Origin of the sequence: Trebonia sp. (assembly GCF_049794275.1) — a bacterium.
Classification (GTDB): domain Bacteria; phylum Actinomycetota; class Actinomycetes; order Streptosporangiales; family Streptosporangiaceae; genus Trebonia.
In genome coordinates, this window is the sequence record NZ_JBARCR010000410.1 from 1 (window position 1) to 2664 (window position 2664).

General features: G+C 70.0%; 4 protein-coding genes. 2 read left to right on the forward strand and 2 right to left on the reverse strand.

Annotated elements, in window-relative coordinates:
- A partial coding sequence (locus WA805_RS11210) for a hypothetical protein (RefSeq protein WP_425242308.1) occupies positions 1-257 on the forward strand: 257 nt, incomplete at its 5' end.
- Between the two features lie 150 nt (positions 258-407).
- Here WA805_RS11210 and WA805_RS11215 read toward each other — a convergent pair.
- Both WA805_RS11215 and WA805_RS11220 read right to left on the reverse strand, forming a co-directional pair.
- A complete protein-coding gene (locus WA805_RS11215) occupies positions 408-1067 on the reverse strand; it encodes a hypothetical protein (protein WP_425242309.1) in 660 nt (219 codons plus the stop codon).
- 36 nt (positions 1068-1103) lie between these two features.
- Positions 1104-1742 carry a hypothetical protein gene (locus tag WA805_RS11220; protein ID WP_422273537.1) on the reverse strand — a complete coding sequence of 213 codons (639 nt, stop codon included), beginning with the start codon at positions 1740-1742 and terminating at the stop codon, positions 1104-1106.
- Positions 1743-1876: 134 nt separating this feature from the next.
- On the opposite strand from WA805_RS11220, the gene WA805_RS11225 reads away from it, so the two are divergent.
- Positions 1877-2518, forward strand: a complete 642-nt coding sequence (locus tag WA805_RS11225; protein ID WP_422275937.1) for a phosphate signaling complex PhoU family protein — start codon at positions 1877-1879, stop codon at positions 2516-2518.
- Positions 2519-2664 lie beyond the last annotated feature (146 nt).

Here is a 2664-nt window from a genome sequence, read left to right on the forward strand (position 1 = left end):
TCACCATGCGCGCGACCGGGCATGGCATCTCCGCGGGCATCGGGAAACTCGGCGCGTTCATCGGCGTCTTCCTGTTCCCGCTGCTCAACGACTGGTTCGGCCTGCGCGGCACGCTGCTGCTCACCGCCGGGATAGCGGTGCTCGGCTTCGCGCTCACCCTGGTGCTGCCCGAACCGGCCGGGCGCAGCCTGGAAGACATGCACGCCAGCACGCCTGCGGTGGTCCCTCAGCCGCTGCGGGTGGCCGATTCCGCATAGCACCGGGCCGGATCGACCTCGCTCATCCGTTACCTCGACGAGAGGGCAAGTAGCGGGAGTGGGCACGCATGATCCTAAGCACTGGGGCTGGGAGGACGCTCCCTCTTGCTGAAGCAAGACAGTCCCCAGCTCGGCGGCGTTCGTCCCTGGTCAGGGCCGTACTGGCATTGCACGGCGGGAAGCCTCGATATGCGCTGACGGGACCTGTCCGGCAGTACCACGCCTGCGATTGCCGATGGCGGTGTGGATGCGGGAGAGGAAGCCGGCGGTCAGGGTGAGTGCTTCCGTGAGAGGCCGGCCGGCGAGCTGTGTCCGGTATTCGCGGTAGGGGCTGGTGTCTCGCACCGTGCCGCGCTGAGGGGAGGGCGGGGGAACGGACCGCCAGGTCCAAGCCGCAGCCGGGGCGCCGGGAGCGGGCTGGATGAAGTCACCGGGATCGGCGCTGTAGCCGAGCTGGCCTCGGATGAATCGGAGCCCGGCCACGGACCGTTCCACAGCTCTGCGTGCTGCGGGGTCGAGTGCGGCGAGGGCGCCACCGTACGCGGCAGGATAATGGCGGGTGATGGCGGCATCGACAACGGTGACCCACCACACGGCCTCGGTGGCCGCCGCGACCGCCTGCGGAACGTCCGCCCCGCTGGAATCGCCGATCCGGCGCAGCGCCCCGGACATGGCGGCAACCGACCAGGCGAGCGCGTCTTCCCCGGCATCCTGGCTGCCGGGGCTGCCCGTTCTCGTGCCGCGGCCGCCGCCGTCGCGTCGCGGCCTGGGGACGGTGCCAGGCTGATCGCGCTCTCGGATATCCGCCATCACGCCATGTTATGCACGCTGGCAACAGGAACCTGGCTACCTGCCGCCTGCGTGCGCGGTGCCGGCGCTGGCGGGGCTCGCGGCCTGGGCGAGGAAGTCGGTGCAGCGGGTGAAGGTCCGGGCGATGCCACGCCCGGCGAGCCGCGCCTGGTAGGCGTGGTACCGGCTCAACTCCCACCGGCGGGCCCGTGGCGTGAGCTCTCCGAGCTGGGGTTCGGGCTGCGGGCGCCATGTCCAGGCGGTGGTGCCCTCACCTGAGGTAAGGCAGACGAACCCGGCCGGGTCGGCGGACTTGCCCAGCTGGTTGCGGACGTAGCGGAGCCCTTCGAGGGCCTGCTCGGTCTTCCGCCGCCGCACGTCCTCGCTGGCCAGAGCGGCCTCGTAGTCGCGCGGATGGTAGCGGACCAGGGTCGCGTCGACCAGCGTGACCCACCACACCGCCTCGGCCACGGCCGCTGCCAGACGGGCCGGGTCCCAGTCACGGGCGGCGGCAAGCCGCCCGGCGGCCTCGGTCATCGCCGTGACGGACCAGTCGATCGCGACGGCGGGGGCGGCGGCGACTCCGGCGTGCTCGCGGTTCCATGTCACCCGGCAGCGGGTGGAGCAGAATCGGGCGTGCTCGCGTCTCGGGGTGAAGGGAGTCCCGCACTGCGCGCACTCCCGGACTTCGGCCATCACCTGATCGTACTGTCCGCCGGGTCCGGCATCCCGGCACACACCGGCAGGCGCGGGTCGATGGATTCGCCTGAAGGACCATTTTCGTTCATCTCTCGTTAACCTGTAAGTCGGCGGCGAGTAACCTGAACTACATGATGAACGCGGCCCGCAGCGGGTTCGACCGCACGCTGGAGGCAATCGAGGCCAAGATCATCGAGCTGTTCGGCATGGTCGCCGAGGACCTGCCCGCCGTAACCCAGGCGTTTCTCGACGGGCGCGGCGACATGGCGACAGCCCTGGCTCAGCGCGAGCAGTTCGTTGACGCACTGTACCGGCAGGTCGAGGAGCTGGCCGGGCGCGAGCTCCTGCTGCAGGCCCCTGTTGCCTCCGACCTGCGGTTCCTGCTGTCTGTACTGCGGATCGCGCCCGAACTCGAGCGCTCCCATGACCTGGTCATGCAGCTCGCCTCCCACGTCGGGCCTTCCCTCGCCGAGGACCTGACACCGGCTGCCCGCGACCTGGCCAGGCGGATGGGAGACCTCGCCTCCGCCATGTGGCGCCAAGCGGCCGACTCATGGTACGACCGCAACCACTCCGCCGCGTCTGCCCTAACCGGGCAGCAAGAGGAGATGACCGCGCTGCTCGCCAGCCTGGCAGCCGAGCTCGCATCGGGACGGACGGCAATCCCGGCGACGATGACAATGACCCTGGTAGGCCGTTGCTATGAGCGGCTTGGCGCGCACGCCCTCAATATCGCCCGCCGGGTTACCTACCTGGCCGGAGGCCGCGGGTGATGCCCGTGCGAGGCGCAGGACGGCAAGGATCCGGCCGAGCAGGTGTGTGAGCTGTCAAATAGCCGGGCCGCGTAGAACCTCTTGAGACCGGCTAGGGCGCCGAATCAAGGTCGATGCGGATGGTCAGCGGGGCCGAGGCCATCATC